General features: G+C 74.8%; 12 protein-coding genes and 1 tRNA gene. 8 read left to right on the top strand and 5 right to left on the bottom strand.

The genetic code is table 11. The features are described from left to right. Positions 1-6 precede the first annotated feature (6 nt). From ACIBEC_RS12550 to ACIBEC_RS12585, 8 genes are all read left to right on the top strand, one after another. Complete coding sequence (locus ACIBEC_RS12550; RefSeq protein WP_360496139.1) at positions 7-651, top strand: methyltransferase; 645 nt, start codon at positions 7-9, stop codon at positions 649-651. Next, complete coding sequence (locus ACIBEC_RS12555) at positions 648-1235, top strand: TrmH family RNA methyltransferase (protein WP_360496142.1); 588 nt, start codon at positions 648-650, stop codon at positions 1233-1235. The genes ACIBEC_RS12550 and ACIBEC_RS12555 overlap by 4 nt, the downstream gene beginning before the upstream one ends. A 126-nt stretch (positions 1236-1361) precedes the next feature. Continuing rightward, the gene (locus tag ACIBEC_RS12560) at positions 1362-2258 is read left to right on the top strand and encodes an ABC transporter ATP-binding protein (protein ID WP_360496144.1); all 897 of its coding nucleotides are present in this window, start codon (positions 1362-1364) and stop codon (positions 2256-2258) included. Beyond that, positions 2252-3865 carry a hypothetical protein gene (locus tag ACIBEC_RS12565; protein ID WP_360496147.1) on the top strand — a complete coding sequence of 538 codons (1614 nt, stop codon included), beginning with the start codon at positions 2252-2254 and terminating at the stop codon, positions 3863-3865. The genes ACIBEC_RS12560 and ACIBEC_RS12565 overlap by 7 nt, the downstream gene beginning before the upstream one ends. 142 nt (positions 3866-4007) lie before the next feature. After that, positions 4008-4565: a hypothetical protein gene (locus tag ACIBEC_RS12570; RefSeq protein WP_360496150.1), complete on the top strand. Its 558-nt coding sequence runs from the start codon at positions 4008-4010 to the stop codon at positions 4563-4565. Positions 4566-4952: 387 nt separating this feature from the next. Beyond that, positions 4953-5570 carry a YbaK/EbsC family protein gene (locus ACIBEC_RS12575; protein ID WP_360496153.1) on the top strand — a complete coding sequence of 206 codons (618 nt, stop codon included), beginning with the start codon at positions 4953-4955 and terminating at the stop codon, positions 5568-5570. A gap of 110 nt (positions 5571-5680) precedes the next feature. Then, positions 5681-6478: an ABC transporter ATP-binding protein gene (locus tag ACIBEC_RS12580; protein ID WP_360496156.1), complete on the top strand. Its 798-nt coding sequence runs from the start codon at positions 5681-5683 to the stop codon at positions 6476-6478. Next, positions 6475-8457: an ABC transporter permease gene (locus tag ACIBEC_RS12585; RefSeq protein ID WP_360496159.1), complete on the top strand. Its 1983-nt coding sequence runs from the start codon at positions 6475-6477 to the stop codon at positions 8455-8457. The genes ACIBEC_RS12580 and ACIBEC_RS12585 overlap by 4 nt, the downstream gene beginning before the upstream one ends. Positions 8458-8633: 176 nt before the next feature. Here ACIBEC_RS12585 and ACIBEC_RS12590 read toward each other — a convergent pair. The 5 genes from ACIBEC_RS12590 to ACIBEC_RS12610 all read right to left on the bottom strand — a co-directional run bounded on the left by ACIBEC_RS12590 (position 8634) and on the right by ACIBEC_RS12610 (position 14024). Next, positions 8634-8707: transfer RNA gene (locus ACIBEC_RS12590), tRNA-Thr, on the bottom strand. Positions 8708-8790: 83 nt separating this feature from the next. Further along, positions 8791-9441 (bottom strand): leucine efflux protein LeuE, encoded by a 651-nt coding sequence (leuE, locus tag ACIBEC_RS12595; protein ID WP_360496162.1) that lies wholly within the window; start codon positions 9439-9441, stop codon positions 8791-8793. A gap of 107 nt (positions 9442-9548) precedes the next feature. Further along, positions 9549-11237, bottom strand: coding sequence for an alpha/beta fold hydrolase (locus ACIBEC_RS12600; RefSeq protein ID WP_360496164.1), 1689 nt, complete (start codon positions 11235-11237; stop codon positions 9549-9551). A 122-nt stretch (positions 11238-11359) separates the two neighbouring features. Then, positions 11360-12526: a hypothetical protein gene (locus ACIBEC_RS12605; RefSeq protein WP_360496166.1), complete on the bottom strand. Its 1167-nt coding sequence runs from the start codon at positions 12524-12526 to the stop codon at positions 11360-11362. 286 nt (positions 12527-12812) lie between these two features. Continuing rightward, positions 12813-14024: a DNA polymerase III subunit delta' gene (locus ACIBEC_RS12610; RefSeq protein ID WP_360496675.1), complete on the bottom strand. Its 1212-nt coding sequence runs from the start codon at positions 14022-14024 to the stop codon at positions 12813-12815. Positions 14025-14249: the final 225 nt, after the last annotated feature.

Raw genomic sequence — 14249 nt, forward strand, 5'->3', positions numbered from 1 at the left:
GAAATCATGTCCGGCTCGCACTACTTCAGCGGTGCACCCGAGGTCGCCAGCGACCGTCGGCCGATCACGGTCTCCCTGCCGGACCTGACCCTGGAACTGACCACCGACACCGGGGTGTTCTCCCGCGAGCGGCTCGACCCGGGCACCCGGATCCTGCTGGAGCACGCCCCGCAGCCGCGGGTGCGCGGCCCGATCCTGGACGTCGGCTGCGGCTACGGCCCGATCGCGCTCACCTGGGCGACCCGGCGCAAGCGCCTGCCGGTCTGGGGGGTGGACGTCAACGAGCGCGCCCTGGAGCTGGTGCGGCTCAACGCCGAGGCGCTGGGGCTGGGCAACGTCCAGGCCGCGCTGCCGGACGACGTCCCGGAGGACCTCCGGTTCGCGACGATCTACTCCAACCCGCCGATCCGGATCGGCAAGGCGCCACTGCGCCGCCTGCTGACGCACTGGCTCGGCCGGCTGACCCCGGACGGCTCGGCGTTCCTCGTGGTGCAGAAGCACCTGGGCTCGGACTCGCTGCAGAAGTGGCTGAACGACCAGGGCTACCCGACGACCCGGGTCGCGTCGGTCAACGGGTTCCGGATTCTGGAAGCGCGGCCCCGTCCCGAGGTGGGCGAGGGCTCCGAGAATGGACGAGGTACGACGTCGTGAAGCAGCTCCGCGGGACCGAACTGAAGCGTCTGCACCGCTCGTGGCGGCGCAGCAACGAGTTCCGGCTCGCGATGATCCTGGAGAACCTGCAGTCGCCGTTCAACGTCGGCTCGGTGGTCCGGACCGGTGCGGCGATGGGCGCCGAGAAGCTGTACCTGGTCGGGGAGACCCCGTCGGTGCGCTCGTCCGGCGCGCAGAAGGCCGCGATGGGCACCGACAAGTACCTGAAGGTGGAGCACTTCCCGACCATCGCCGAGGCGGTGGCGGCGGCGAAGGCGGACGGCTTCAAGGTGGTCGGCCTGGAGCTGGCGGACGAGGCGGTGCCGATGTTCGCCGCCGAGCTGACCCCGGCAGTGGCCTTCGTGCTCGGGCACGAGGACCGCGGGATCACGCCGGACGCGCTGGAGCTCTGCGACCAGGTGGTGTTCGTGCCGCAGCTGGGCCGGGTCGGCTCGCTGAACGTGTCGGCGGCCGCGACGGTGGCCTGCTACGAGGCGCGCCGGCAGGGGTACACGATCAGCGGCACCCCGGACGGCGACCTCGGCGGGGACTTCGGGGGCGACCTCGGGGGCGACGAGGACTGAAGCGTGTGAACGGCGGGAGGGGTGGGCCGAAAGGCCCACCCCTCCCGCCGTTTCCGCCCGGAAACCCCGCACATCTCTGCCGAACGGCAGATGTGCGAACGGCCCCCGCCCGGAAGCATTCCGTGCGTGACCGAACTCCGGATCCTCGACCTGACCAAGGAGTACCGCGGCGGCAAGCGCGCGGTGGACTCCTTCACGCTGACGCTGCGGCCCGGCGTGCTCGGCCTGCTCGGTGCCAACGGCGCCGGCAAGTCGAGCCTGATGCGCATCCTGGCCACGGTCACCCGGCCCACCTCGGGCCGGGTGCTCTGGGAGGGCGAGGACATCGCCCGCCGCCCCGGGCCGCTGCGCCGTGCCGTCGGGTACCTCCCGCAGGACTTCGGCGTCTACCCGCAGCTCACCGCGCGCGAGTTCCTCGGCTACCTGGCCGCCGCCAAGGGGATGCGGCGGCGCCCCGCGAAGGCCCGGATCGACGAACTGCTCGAACTGGTCAACCTGTCGGGCGTGGCCGGGCAGCGGCTCGGCGCGATGTCCGGCGGGATGCGCCAGCGGGTCGGCATCGCCCAGGCACTGCTCAACGACCCGGCCCTGCTGATCGTGGACGAGCCGACGGTCGGGCTGGATCCGGAGGAGCGGCTGCGCTTCGGCAGCCTGCTGAGCGGGCTCGGCGCCGACCGGATCGTCGTGCTGTCCACCCACATCGTCCCGGACGTGGCCGCCACCGCCGACCGGATCGCCGTCATGGGACACGGCCGGCTGCTGCACCACAGCACCCCGGAGGAGTTGCTCCGCCGCGCCGAGGGCTCCGTCTGGGAGTTGACCGTCGGGGCCGAGCAACTCCCCTCGCTGCGTTCGCGGTTCCTGCTCGGCGGCACCACCCGCACCCGGCAGGGCGTCCGGGCGCGGGTGCTGTCCGGGGCCCGGCCCGCACCGGAGGCGCAGCCCGTCACGCCCCGGCTGGACGACGCGTACCTGCTGCTCACCGCCGCCCCGGCCGCGGCCAAGGAGGTGGCGGCATGGTGACGCGCGTCGGGGCGCTGGCCCTGGCCGACTTCCGGGAGCGCCGACGGCGGCCCGGCTACCTGGTCGTGCTGCTGGGCACGCTCGCCCTCGGGCTACTGGCCGCGCCGGTCGGCGACTCCCGCTGGGAGGTGTTCCAGGTGACCGATCTGCACGGCCGCTACACCAGCGGCTACGTGGGGACGGTGACGGCGCTCGGCGGCGCGGTGTGGCTGTCGCTGGCGGGCTTCGGCATCGTGCGCGGAGCGATCCCCCGGGACGAGCAGAGCGGTGTCGGCCGGCTGCTCGCCGCCACGCCGATGAGCCGGATCGCCTATCTGGCCGGCAAGTTCGGCAGCAACCTGCTGCTCTTCGGGTCGATGCTGCTCGCCCTGGCCGGAACGGCGCTCGGGGTGCAGCTGCTCAAGGGCGACGCGGACCACGTGGACGTGGTGCGGCTGCTGCTGCCGTACGTCCTGATCACGCTGCCGCTGCTGGCGGCGGTGGCCGGGTGCGCGGTGCTCTTCGACACCGTGCCCGGGCTGCGCGGCGGGCTGGGGGCCGCGGTCTGGTGCGCGGTCTGGCTGATGCTCGTCCTGGGCGCGCAGACGAGCAGCGGGCTGGATCTGCTGGGCATGCGGCGGATCACCGCGTCGATCCGGGAGGTGCTCGCGGCGGGCGGACGGCCGGTTGACGGCGTGGAGTTCGGCGTCGGGCTGACGGCGGACGACCGGGTGCTCGGCACCTTCGACTGGCCCGGTCTGGGGCCGGGCGAGGCGGGCGGGCCGGCCGCGACGGGGCTGCTGCTGACGGCGGCGGCCGTCGGGCTCGCGCTGCTCGGGGCGCTCTGGTTCCGCCGCTTCGACGGGGCGCAGGCACGCCCGGGTACGACGACGCTCCGCCCGGGCGCGACGGGGGTGCGCCCGGGCGGGTGGGGCCGTGGGGCCGCCCCACAGGACGGCGCGGCAGGCGCGGCTCCGGAGGTCGGCCCCGCCGCCTTCGCGCTGGATCCGGCCCGGTTGACCCCGGCCCACCGGGGCGGCACGGTGCTCGCCGCGCTCGCCGGTGAACTGCGGATCCTGGCGCAGGGGCAGCGGTGGTGGTGGGCCGGGGCCGCGGTGATCGCGGCGGTGGCGCTGAGCGTCGCACCGGACGGGCCCAGCCACGCGATGCTGCCGTTCGCGATGCTCTGGCCGATGCTCCTCTGGTCCCGGATGGGCCACCGGGCGGGCGGCGGCAGCATCGAGGAACTGCTCGGTGCCTGCCCGTCCCCGCTGCGCCGCGGGCTGGCCGCCCTGCTCGCCGGGATCGTCCCGGCGCTGGCGGTGGCGGCCGGGCCGGTGGTCCGGCTGCTCGGCGCCGGGGAGTCCCGGGCCGCCGCGGGCGCCCTGGCCGGGGCGCTGCTGATCCCCTCCCTGGCGATGCTCTGCGGCACCGTCACCCGCGGCCCCCGGCTGTTCCAGACCCTCTACCCGCTGCTCTGGTACGGGATGGTCAACCACGTCGGCGGGCTGGACTTCCTCGGCGTCTCCGGGGGCCGCGCCCCGGCCCCGGCGGCGGTCGCCGGCCTCGCCGCCGCGCTGGCCCTGGGCGCGCTCACCGTCGACGCGATACGCCACGCCACCCGCTGAGCCGACGGGTCGAGAGCCGGTTCCCCCGCCCGGGGGAGCCGGTCCCTCCGCAGGACGGAGGCCACGCCCGGGGGCGAACCGGCAGCGTTGTCGGCAACGCACGCACAGCCCGAAATCCCGCCCCGCACCGAAGGACCGACCCATGCGCAAGCCGATCACCGCCATCGCCCTCGCCACCGCAGCCACCGCCCTCTCGGCGGGCACCGCCATCGCAGCCCCCGCCTCCGCGCCCGCGCCCGCAGCCGACCACCTCCGGCTGCACAGCTGGACCGTGCTCAACGAGCACGGCCCCGGCCCCAACCCCGGCGAGCGGCTCACCGCGTGGGTCGACGCCCGGACCGTCGACGGCCGCACGCGTGGACACGCCGTGGTGCAGCACGAGTTCATCGGAACCGGTACCGCCCGGGTCGAGTTCGACATCGACTGCCTGACCGCCGACGCCGGCGGTGCGGTCACCGTCACCGGGCCGGTCGGCACCGCCACCGTCACGCCGGTCAACGGCCCGGCAACCACCGGCCGGGCCGGCTGGCACCCCGAGACCGGCCTCACCTTCTATCCCGCGGACGCGAGCGGCGAGCACCGGGTCGGCTGGGCCGGGGCCGACTTCCTGCACCCCGACGCGCCCGCCCGGGCCACCAGGTGCACCCCGGTCCCCGCCGGTCTCTGGGTCATCGAGGGTCGCACCGCCGTACACCGGTGATCCATCCGCGCCCACCGGAGAAGCACCGGAGTGAGGAGGGCGGCCATGCCGACCGCCGCCGGACAGGGTGCCCGTCGTGCCCCCGCGGACACGGCAACGAAGCGCAAAGCTGCCGGTCAACCGGCAGATTGGGCCCGGCGCGAGGCCGAAACCCCGGAGTACGATGGCCCGGTCCCGGAGGCGCCGAACGCATCAGAGCCCCGTGGGCCCGCCCCTCGCCGAAGCCGAAGCGATCCTCTCGGAGCGAGGTCGGGCAGGGCCGCGCACCCCGGGATCGTCAATCGCACCACAGCACCAGGCAAGGCCCAGAACGACGGCCCGTCGTGCTGCGCAGGCAGGGCGAGGGGCCGCGCCACGCCCCGATGCCCCGTCTGTGAGGACGCACCCATGACCCCTGCCTTGTCCACCACGAGCCCGACCACCGGCGGACGCCCGACCGGGATCGCCGACTCCACCGACTCCACCTCCACAGCCACCGGAGTCTTGACCTCCACCTCCACCTCCACCGAACCCGCGACCGAACCCTCCACCTACAGCAGGCTGTTGGGCCTACTGGCCACCCATCCCGCCGCCTACCGGACGATCTGCCACGAGCCGGAGGGGAACACCGCCCTCGCCAGTGAGCTGCGCGGCCACCCGCTGGAGCAGGCCGCCAAGTCCATCGTCATCCGGGCCAAGCGCACCAAACAGGACGGCGGCGGCCGGTACGCGCTCGCCGTGGTGCCGGGCGACCGCCGGGTCGATCTGGACGCCGTCGGCCAGGCCCTCGGGTCCAGCCGGGTCGGCTTCGCGGACCGCACCACCGCCGAGCGGCTGAGCGGCTGCGTGACCGGCTCGATCATCCCGTTCTCGTTCCACCCCGATCTCGAACTCCTCGTCGACCACGACCTGTTGGCGCATAGCCATCTCTATTTCAACGCCGCGAGACTCGATCGCTCCATCGAACTGCGCACCGCCGTCTACCGGACGCTGGCACAGCCGCAGGTGCTCGCCATCGCTGCCTAGCCCCTCCCGGTCCGGCCCGGGAGCGGATCCCGAGCCGGACCGGACCCCCGGGCCGCCCTGCCAGGACGAGATTCCGCCACCTCCGGCGACCTGGTAGGAAGTGGATCATCATGAACGACAACGATGTAGTACGACTGGACCAGGTCACCCGCACCTACGGAGCGGGCCAGAACACCGTCACCGCCCTGGCCGGGGTCACCCTCGGCTTCGCCCGCGGCAGCTTCACCGCCGTCATGGGCCCGTCCGGCTCCGGCAAGAGCACCCTGCTCCAGTGCGCCGCCGGACTCGACCGCCCGGACTCCGGCACCGTCATCGTCGACGGCGTCGACCTCGGCGGCCTCGACGAGACCGCCCTGACCGAACTGCGCCGGGAGCGCCTGGGCTTCGTCTTCCAGGCCTTCAACCTCCTGGGAGCCTTGACCGCCGAGCAGAACGTCGGCCTGCCACTGCGCCTGGCCGGCCGTAGACCCGACCCGGCGCAGGTCCGGGACGCCCTCGCCCAGGTGGGCCTGGGCGAGCGGATCGGTCACCTGCCCTCACAGATGTCCGGCGGCCAGCAGCAGCGGGTGGCGATCGCCCGGGCGCTGATCGCCGCCCCCGAGGTACTCTTCGCGGACGAACCCACCGGCGCCCTGGACAGCTCCAGCAGCCGCGAGGTGCTCACCCTGCTCCGCTCCCTGGTCGATCGGCAGGGCCAGAGCACCATCATGGTCACCCACGACCCGGTCGCTGCCTCCTACGCCGACACCGTGCTCTTCCTCGCCGACGGCCAGGTCGTCGACCGTCTGGCCGACCCGGACCCGCAGACCGTCGCCGCCCGGATGACCGCGCTGGAAGACGCCCGCGCAAAGCCTGCCGCCAACGCCGCCGCAGAAGCCGGAACCCCCGGACACGGTGACCCCCGATGAACGGTCTCCGACTGCTACTCCCGATCGCCGCCGTCTCCCTGCGGCGACGGTGGCCGTCCTTCGTCGGCTCCTTCGTCGCGCTCGCCCTCGGCGTCGCGGTGATGTCCGCCGCCGGGGTGCTGCTCAACACCACGATGGGCGAGGACTCGCTGCCCGGCGCGCCCTCGCTGCACAAGCTGGTGAGCTTCATGGCCGCCATGGCCGGATTCGTCTCGGTCTTCGTGGTCTCCTCGACCTTCGCCTTCGCCGTCGCCCAGCGCCGCCAGGAGACGGCGATGCTGCGCGCGGTCGGCGCGACGCCGCGTCAGGTCCGGGCGCTGGTCCTCGGCGAGGCCCTGGTGGTGGCGCTGGCCGCCGCGGTCTCGGGCTGCCTGCTCGGGCTGGCCGTCGCCCCGGCGATCGCCGGCTGGCTGGTCGACCAGGGTGCCGCGCCGAGTGGCTTCCACTCCGAGCCGGCCCTGCTGCCGCTGCTGCTCGCCGCCTCGGGCGGGCTCGTCGTCGCCCTGCTCGGCGCCTACGCGGCCTCCCGCCGGGCCGGCCGGGTGCGGCCGGTGGAGGCACTGAACGAGGTCGCCGTCGACAGGAAGGTGATGCCGGTGGTCCGTTGGGTGGCCTCGGTCCTCTTCCTCGGTGTCTTCGGCTACACCCTGTCGACGTTCATCTCGATGCCCGCGTCGATGCTGGCCGACCCGCAGTCCCGCGATCCGGAGACCACCCCGCAGTGGGCGCTGCTCTTCGACGTCATGGCGGTGCTCGCCGTCGTGCTGATCGCCCCGGTGCTGGTGCCGCCGCTGGTGCGGCTGTTCACCTCGCTCGTCCCGTTGCTGCCCGGCGCGGCCGGGCTGATCGCCCGGCAGAACGCGCTCGCCGCGATCCGCCGCACCGTCTCCACCGCGACGCCGGTCTTCCTGGTGATCGGCCTGGCCGGCTCGGTGGTCGGCGGCACGGTGGCCTTCAGCGACGCGATGGCCGCCCAGGGCCGCGCCGCCCTGAAGGCCGGGTACGTGATCGAGCCGTCCGACGGCCACACCGTGCCCGCCGACGCCCTCCGGGGCCTCGCCGCCCTGCCGGACGCCCGGCTGACCACCGCGGCGACCGTACGGTTCGACGGCCTGGCGCTCCCGGACCAGCAGCCCGCCCCCGGCCGCCCCACCGACCTGCCGATCCCGGAGGACGGCCTCGCCGTCGACGGCGACCTGCGCGAGGCCTGGAACCTGACCGCCGACGCCGGCTCGCTCGCGGATCTGCACGGCAGGACGGTCGCGGTCTCCACCGACATGGCGCGGGTTTTCGGCTGGCACGTCGGCGACACCCTGAACGCCCGACTCGCGGACGGCACCCGGGAGCCGCTGCGGCTGGTCGCCCAGGTCCGCCACCTGCTGCCGCAGCTGCCCGAGATCGTCGTCCCCCGCGAGGCCGTCCCCGGCGAGAGCGCCGTCTCGGTCGCCTACCTGGGCACCGGCGCGGGCCCCGAGCAGGTCACGGCCGCGCTGGGCGGCAGCGCGGCCCGGGCCACCACGGGCGCGGACTGGATCGGGACGCACAACGACCGGACCGCGAAGAACAGCTGGATCGCGATGCTGGCGATCCTCGGCCCGGCCCTCCTCTACGCGCTGATCGCGATCGTCAACACGATGATGATGTCCACCGGCGACCGCCTGCGGGACTTCGCCACCCTGCGCCTGACCGGCGGCACCCGCCGCCAGGTCCTCCGCGTGGTCGCCGTCGAGACCCTGCTGGTCGTCGCCACCGCGGCGGCCCTCGGACTGCTCGTCACCCTGCTGACCCAGTACGCGACCGTCCTGCTGATCGAGAACCGCATCCTCGACGCGACCCAGTCCGCGGCCTTCGACCTGCCCTGGGGCGCCCTCGCCGGAGCCACCGCAGTCTGCCTGGTCCTCGCCCTGGTCTCCAGCCTGGCCCCGGCCCGGCTGGCACTGCGCATCCGCCCCCTCGACCTCGCGAGCGGCCGCCACTGACCCCCGCCCCCGCCCGGCCCCGCTCCCCTACCCAGGCAGCGGGGCCGGCCCGTTCCCCCACGAAAAAGCCCAGGTCAGAAAGGATCTGACCTGGGCTTCAAGCTGAGCCGACCGGCCGAGCGCCACAAAGCGCAAAAGCCCCAGGTCACGGCGAGTGAGTCCTGGGGCTTCTACAGAGCCGCCTGCGGGATTCGAACCCGCGACCTACGCATTACGAGTGCGTTGCTCTGGCCAGCTGAGCTAAGGCGGCACCGTTGCCGTGTGTGGCGGCAACGCGGGCCAGTCTACACAGGTTTCGCGGGTGATCCGTACCCGGATGCCGGGGGGGGTGGATCAGGCGGAGGAGACGGCCAGTTTGGCGGCGAAGCCGGCGAAGAGGACGGCGACGCCGCTGGTGAGGGTGGCGGAGAGGCGCTTGCGGCGGCGGAAGGCGGTGGCGAGGGTGGTGCCGGCGAAGATCAGCAGCGAGAGGTAGAGCAGGCTGAAGGTCTGCAGGACGCCGCCGAGGAGGGCGAAGGACAGGGCGGGCCGGCCGTAGGACGGGTCGACGAACTGGGTGAAGAAGGAGAGCAGGAAGAGGATGGCCTTGGGGTTGAGGAGGCTGACCACCAGGGCGCGGCGGAAGGGGTTCTCGGCGGATTCGGGGGCCGGCTCGGCGGTGGGGTCGGTGGCGGCCCGGCGTTCGCGCCAGAGCTCGCGGGCGGCGCGGAGCATTCCATAGCCGAGCCAGAGCAGGTAGGCGGCGCCGCCGAACTTGACCACCGCGAAGACGGCGGGGTTGGCCTTCAGCAGGGAGGCCGCACCGATCGAGGTGAGGCTGATCAGGGTGAGGTCGCCGACGAAGACGCCGGCCGCGGCCCGGTAGCCGGTCCGGACGCCCTTGCGGGCGGCGACGGACAGCACGTACAGGGAGTTGGGGCCGGGCAGCAGGACGATGACGAGGGCGCCGAGGATGTACGTCGCCAGGTCGTTGACTCCGAGCACGTTGCGCTCCGGTGCGGGGGAAGGGCAGGGGGGCGCTCATCGTAACGTCGTACCGGCAATCGATTGAAGCGAGAACTACCTACCGGTCGCCCGGAACCCCCCGCCCCCTACCGGTCGCAGCGCTTGCCCGGCTCGGGGGCCTCCCCGGTCAGCAGGAAGCGGTTCACCGCCCCGTCCACGCAGGCGCTGTGCCGGCCGTACGCGGTGTGGCCGTCCCCGTCGAAGGTGAGCAGGCGGCCGGACTCCAGCTGCCCGGCCAGGGACTGGGCCCAGGCGTACGGGGTGGCCGGGTCCCGGGTGGTGCCGACGACGACGATCGGGGCGGCGCCGGCCGCCCGGATGGTGTGCGCCGTACCGGTGGCCCGGACCGGCCAGTACGCGCAGGTCAGCGCCATCCAGGCCATGTCGCGCCCGAAGTGCGGCGAGACCTGCTCGAAGTCCGGCACCGCCCGCTGGACCTCCTCCGGTCCGCGGAACGGGGCGGGCAGGTCGAGGCAGTTCACCGCCGTGTTGGCGAACATGAGGTTGGGGTACGAGCCGTCCGCCTCGCGCCCGTAGTAGGCGTCGGAGAGCATCAGCAGCCCGGTGCCGTCGCCCGCCTTGGCGTCGGCGAGCGCGGTGCGCAGCCTGGGCCAGAGGAAGTCGGCGTACATGGCCTCGATGACGCCGGTGGTCGCCTGGGACTCGGTGAGTCGGCGCCCGCTGTCCGTGGTGGGCAGCGAGGCGGTCTGGACGGCCGCGAACAGGGCTCCGAGCTGCTCGCCGACCTGCTGCTCGGTGCGGCCGAGCGGGCAGTCCTCGAGCTTGGCGCAGTCCTTGGCGAAGGCGGCCCAGGCGGTCTCGAAGCCGCCGGCCTGGGTGCGGTTGCCGGTGACCGAGTCGAGCGCCGGGTCCATCGCGCCGTCCAGCAGCAGCCGGCCCACCCGGGTCGGGAAGAGCCCCGCGTAGGTCGCGCCGAGGAAGGTTCCGTAGGACTTGCCGACGAAGTTCAGCCGCTCGTCGCCCAGTAGGGCGCGCAGCACGTCCATGTCCCGGGCGGCCTCGACGGTGCTGAGGTGGCCGAGCGCCGTTCCGGCCTGCTTCCGGCAACCCTCGGCGAACTCCTTGTCGGCGGCGACAAGCGCGTCGATCCCGTGCTGGTCGCCGGGGGTCAGGTCGACGGCGGTGAAGGCGTCCATCCGGTCGCCGCTCAGGCAGGTGACGGGGCTGCTGCGGCCCACCCCGCGCGGGTCGAGGCCGACCAGGTCGTACCGGGCGCGCACCCCGAGGTCGTACGTCCGGGCGGCGGACTCCAGGTACTCGACCGCCGAGCCGCCGGGCCCGCCCGGGTTGAGCAGCAGCGAGCCGAGCCGCGGGTCGTGGGAGCCGGCGCCGGTACCCGCGCCGGTCGCGGAGGGTTCGGCCGCCGCGCGGGCGGCCGCCAGGGTGAGCTCGCCGTCCCCCGGCCGGTCGTAGTCCAGCGGCACCCGGAACGTCGTGCACTCGAACCCGCCGTCGCACGGCTGCCAGGCCAACCGCTGCGCGTAGTACGGCGCGAGCGCGGCCGGGACGGTGGCGGGCAGCGGCTCCAACGGGGTGGCCCCCGGCGCGCCGGCCGCCGGGGTCGAGGGCGCGCCGGGGCCCGGCGTCGCGGCCGGGGCCGAGGACACACCGGAGTCGGCCGAATCGGACGAGGCCGCCCTCGGCGCCCCGTACGGGCCTGAGCCGCACCCGCCGGCCAGCAGGCCGACGGCCAGCGCCGCGGCCGACACCCGCGCCGTCGCGGCCAGTACCCGAATCCGCCCGAAGGCCCTCATCCGGTTGCTCTCCTCAGAGGATGGAAGGGACGAAGAAGCGATGACCCGGAAAGCGGAGGAAACGCCGCTGCCCGGTACCCACCCCGGGGTACCGGGCAGCGTAACGCCCGCTCGACGGGTGCTCAGGACGCCTTGGCCAGCGCCTCGGCCAGGAACTGCGCCGCCTGCCGGACCAGCCGCAGCCGCTCCCGGTCGGGGGTGAAGTCCTGCACGTTGTCCGAGATCCGCACCTCGGCCTTGGCCGCCGGACCGGGGCCCGCCTTGAGCGAGGCCTGGAGCTTGCGGGCCGCGTCCAGCCCGGCGGAGTCGGCCTTGGCGGCGGCCAGCAGCAGCTTGGCCGCGCTGCCGGTCGGGGCCTCGGCCCCGGTCTGGGTGAGCGCGGCGGCGTCGTAGCGGCCGGAGACCGCCGCGGCCGCGCCGTACAGGTCGGGGCGGGCCAACCCGGCGGCGGCCGCGCACGGCGCGCCGCCGTCGACGCCGAGGGTGCCCCAGGAAGCCGGGCCGGGCGGCAGGGTGCGGAAGGAGGCCGCGATGGTGGTGCGCAGCGTCGCGTCGTCCGCGACGGCGGCCGGGGCGGCGGCGACCAGTTCACAGGGGTGCGCGGTGCCGTTCGGCGCCTCGGGGGCGACCAGGATGAACGCGCGGGCCTTGCCGGTCTGCAGCGCCGAGCCGATGCCCTCGAACACGTCCGGGACCTCGGCGTCGGCGGTCCTGCGCGGCGCGGCCGCGTGCATCACGACGACCGGGAAGCGCGCGTTGGGCTCCTTGGCGTACTGCGGCGGCAGCCAGACCCGGACGTTGCGCGGGCGCCCGTCGGGGCCGAGCACGGCGGACTGGAGGAGCTCGCCGCCGCCCGGGTGGCCGACGCTGTCAAAGCGGCTGACCACGGCGGGGGCCGTGGTGGCGACCGTGGTGGCAGCGGCGGCAGCAGCGCCGGCGGCCGGCTCGGTGGCCGCGGGCGGCGCCGCCTGCTGCCGGGCGGCCGCCCCGGCCGCCGACTCCGAGCCCGCCCCCGCCGCGTCCACGACGGGCTGCGGACGGTCCGGGTCCTGGTCGCCGCGGCCGAGAGCGCCGAAGGCGCCGAGCCCGGTGAGCAGCGTCAACCCGGTGACGCACACCCCGCAGACCATCGCCCCGCCCGCGCGCACCAGCATCGGCCACCGGTCTCCGGCCAGCTCGTAGGTCTCGGCGGCGCGCAGGTCGCGCCAGCGCTGCAGGGCACCGCGGGCCAGCCAGATCCCGCCGAGCGCGGCGGCCAGTAGGGGAATGACGAGGAGCGAACGAACCATGCGACGCACCGCCTCGGGAGGAGGGCCGGCGCCGGACCGGACCCGGCGCGTACGGGAGGCGACCGGCCCGGCACCGGGCGCAGTCGGCCCCCAGCGTGCACAACCGGCGGACGGTCACACGCTCGTGTGCCCGGCGCGTATCGCCCGTTCACTCGAAGGTGGGACAACGCACCGGCTCCGGCAGGCGTACGGCCGTCGGCTGGTGGAGCGGACCGGCGGACGGCTGGGCGGACGGCTTGGGCGGAGCGGACCGGCGGACGACCCGGCCGACACCCCTGCGGCCGGCTCAGCCCGCGCGCAGCGCCACCGTCATCGCCTCGACCGCCAGCAGCGGGTCCACGTTGCGGTCCAGCGCCTCGCGGCAGGCCAGCACCGCCTCGATCCGGCGTAGCGTGCCCTCCGCCGGACCGGCCTGGGCGACCCGGTTCAGGGCCTGCCGCTGGTCCTCGTTGGCGAGCGCGCCGGTGGAGCCGAACTGGATCGCGAGCACGTCCCGGTAGAAGCCGAGCAGGTCGAGCAGGGCGACGCCGAGGGTCTCCCGGCGGGTGCGGGTGGCGCGGCTCTTCTGCCGCTTCTCCAGTTCCTTGACCGCCCCGGCCATGCCGCGCGGCGCCTTGCTGCCCTCGGCGGCGCCGTAGGCGGCCTTGAGGTCGTCGGTCTCCTTGGCGTCCTGGGTCTCGGCGAGCGCTTCCGCGTCGGCCTTGGCGGTGTCGACCAGGCGCTGGGCGGCGGTCAGGCAGCCGCCGATGTCGCCGACCTCCAGCGGGATCCGCAGCACGTCCGTCCGGCGAGTGCGGACCTGCTCGTCGACGGCGAGGCGGCGGGAGCGCTCGATGTCGCCCTGTCCGGCGAGCGCGGCGAGCCTGGCGGTCTCCGGGTCGACGCCGTCGCGGCGGACCAGCGTGTCGGCGACCGCCTCGGCGGCGGGGGTGCGCAGCACCAGCAGGCGGCAGCGCGAGCGGATGGTCGGCAGCACGTCCTGGACGGAGGGGGCGCAGAGCAGCCAGACGGTGCGCGGGGAGGGCTCCTCCACGCCCTTGAGCAGCGCGTTCGCGGCGGCCTCGGTGAGTCGGTGGGCGGCGTCCACCAGGATCACCGACCAGCGGCCGCCGGTCGGGTAGCTGGAGGCGCGCAGCACCAGGGCGCGCATGTCGCCGACACCGATGGACAGGCCGTCGGTCCGGACGTACTTCACGTCGGCGTGGCTGCCGGCCAGCACGGTGTGGCAACCGTCGCAGAACCCGCAGCCGGGCGTGCCGCCGAGCGCGAGGTCGGGACTGGTGCACTGGAGGGAGGCGGCGAAGGCGCGCGCGGCGGTGACCTGGCCGGCACCGGGCGGACCGGTGAACAGCCAGGCGTGCGTCATCAGGGAGGCGTTCCCACCCTCGACGGGGGCGGCCCCGCGGCCGACCTCGACCGCCGCCCCGGCTGCCCGGGCTGCGGCGGTCAGCTGCTCGACCACCCGCTCCTGGCCCACCAGGTCGTCCCAGACGGCCACTACTGCTCCCAAGCTCCGTACGGCAGCGCCCACGGCGCCTCTTCCCCGCCGTCGAGCATACGTCTCCGCCCCGACAGCCACTGCTCCGTTGGGGTCACGGCGGACGGACGGAGCGGCGGGCAGCGGACGGCCGACGCGCGGTGGCCGGACGGGCGGACGGGCGGACGGGCGGACGGCATGACCGCCACCGGCCCGGGGCCGCCCGCCCGACAGCAAGGCGGCGCC

Source organism: Kitasatospora sp. NPDC051164, assembly GCF_044455625.1.
Classification (GTDB): domain Bacteria; phylum Actinomycetota; class Actinomycetes; order Streptomycetales; family Streptomycetaceae; genus Kitasatospora.